The sequence below is a fragment of the Clostridium fessum genome (assembly GCF_003024715.1).
Lineage (GTDB): Bacteria > Bacillota > Clostridia > Lachnospirales > Lachnospiraceae > Otoolea > Otoolea fessa.
Window position 1 is genome coordinate 1 of record NZ_PYLO01000009.1, and the last position, 2,643, is coordinate 2,643.

At 51.4% G+C, this 2,643-nt stretch carries 1 rRNA gene; it reads right to left on the reverse strand.

The annotated features are described in order from the left end of the window. Window positions 1-2,628, reverse strand: a 23S ribosomal RNA gene (locus C7U56_RS15175); the annotation flags it as partial. Window positions 2,629-2,643: the final 15 nt, after the last annotated feature.

The window sequence follows — 2,643 nt, forward strand, 5'->3', positions numbered from 1 at the left end:
AAATATCCTACGCCCGCGCCGGATAGGGACCGAACTGTCTCACGACGTTCTGAACCCAGCTCGCGTACCGCTTTAATGGGCGAACAGCCCAACCCTTGGGACCTACTTCAGCCCCAGGATGCGATGAGCCGACATCGAGGTGCCAAACCACTCCGTCGATGTGAACTCTTGGGAGTGATAAGCCTGTTATCCCCAGGGTAGCTTTTATCCGTTGAGCGATGGCAATCCCACTTTCTACCACCGGATCACTAAGTCCTACTTTCGTACCTGCTCGACCCGTCRGTCTCGCAGTCAAGCTCCCTTCTGCCTTTGCACTCTTTGAATGGTTTCCAACCATTCTGAGGGAACCTTTGAGCGCCTCCGATACCCTTTCGGAGGCGACCGCCCCAGTCAAACTCCCCACCTGACATTGTCCCACCTCCGGGTCACGGAGGTTGGTTAGAAATCCAGTACCACAAGGGTGGTATCCCAACAGCGACTCCGACAAGACTGGCGTCCTGTCATCAAAGTCTCCCACCTATCCTGTACATGCAGTACCGAATCCCAGTATCAAGCTAGAGTAAAGCTCCATGGGGTCTTTCCGTCCTGGCGCAGGTAACCAGCATCTTCACTGGTATTTCAATTTCACCGGGTGCATTGTCGAGACAGCGCTCAAATCATTACGCCTTTCGTGCGGGTCGGAACTTACCCGACAAGGAATTTCGCTACCTTAGGACCGTTATAGTTACGGCCGCCGTTTACTGGGGCTTAGATTCAAAGCTTCGATTGCTCTAACCTCTCCTCGTAACCTTCCAGCACCGGGCAGGCGTCAGCCCATATACCTCACCTTTCGGTTTYGCATAGACCTGTGTTTTTGCTAAACAGTTGCTTGAGCCTATTCTCTGCGGCCACATCTCTGTGGCACCCTTTATCCCGAAGTTACAGGGTCATTTTGCCGAGTTCCTTAACAATGCTTCTCCCGCCGGCCTTAGGATTCTCTCCTCATCCACCTGTGTCGGTTTACGGTACGGGTACATATCACACAATAGCGGCTTTTCTCGACAGCTCGAATCCCGGACTTCGCTACTTTAATTCGCTCCGCATCACGTCTTCGGCTTACYARGCGGWTTTGCCAGCYTAGCACCTACCTCGCTTGCCCTGGTATCTTCATTCCCAGGTTCCGGTATCTCTCTGTGTCCCCACAGTTCTGATGATATGCAGTACAGGAATTTCAACCTGTTATCCATCGACTACGTCTTTCGACCTCGCCTTAGGYCCCGACTTACCCAGAGCAGATCAGCTTTACTCTGGAAACCTTAGATATTCGGCCTGGAGGATTCCCACCTCCATCTCGCTACTCATTCCGGCATTCTCTCTTCTTAAAAATCCACAGCTCCTTATCGGTACTGCTTCGTCTCTTTAAGAATGCTCCTCTACCAATGTATAATTACATTCCTAAGCTTCGGTGTTGTGTTTTAGCCCCGGACATTTTCGGCGCAGGACCTCTCGACTAGTGAGCTATTACGCACTCTTTGAATGTGTGGCTGCTTCTGAGCCAACATCCTAGTTGTCTTCGAAATCCCACATCCTTTTCCACTTAACACACACTTTGGGACCTTAGCTGTAGGTCTGGGCTCTTTCCCTTTTGACTACCCAACTTATCTCGTGCAGTCTGACTCCCGTACATCATTTATGCGGCATTCGGAGTTTGATATTCTTCGGTAGACTTTGACGCCCCCTAGGAAATTCAGTGCTCTACCTCCGCTAAACTAATACGAGGCTAGCCCTAAAGCTATTTCGAGGAGAACCAGCTATCTCCGGGTTCGATTGGAATTTCTCCCCTATCCACACCTCATCGCCACCCTTTTCAACGGATGTGCGTTCGGTCCTCCATTCCCTTTTACGGGAACTTCAACCTGGACATGGATAGGTCACCCGGTTTCGGGTCTGCACATGCTGACTTTACGCCCTATTAAGACTCGCTCTCGCTTCGGCTCCGGAGCTTTACTCCTTAACCTCGCCAGCATCCGCAACTCGCCGGACCGTTCTACAAAAAGTACGCGGTTGCACCTTAACGTGCTTCCACAGCTTGTAAACACAGGGTTTCAGGTTCTCTTTCACTCCCCTCCCGGGGTCCTTTTCACCTTTCCTTCACAGTACTATGCGCTATCGGTCACTAAGGAGTATTTAGCCTTGGGGGGTGGTCCCCCCGAATTCCCGCAAGGTTCCACGTGTCTCGCGGTACTCTGGATCCTGCCGCTGCYTATCGTTTTCATGTACGAGGCTTTCACTCTCTCTGGCCGGTCTTTCCAGGACCGTTCCATTAACGAATCAGCTCACTTATGCAGTCCGTAACCCCAGAGTGCACGCACTCTGGTTTGGGCTCTTCCCATTTCGCTCGCCGCTACTTTGGGAATCGATGTTTCTTTCTCTTCCTCCGCCTACTTAGATGTTTCAGTTCAGCGGGTTCCCTTCCATACGTTATGTATTGGCGTATGGATGACTGAGGTCTTCTCAGCCGGGTTTCCCCATTCAGATATCTCCGGATCAATGGATATTTGCTCCTCCCCGAAGCTTTTCGCAGCTTATCACGTCTTTCATCGGCTCTTAGTGCCAAGGCATCCACCCTGCGCTCTTATTAGCTTAACCAATTGATTCACACCG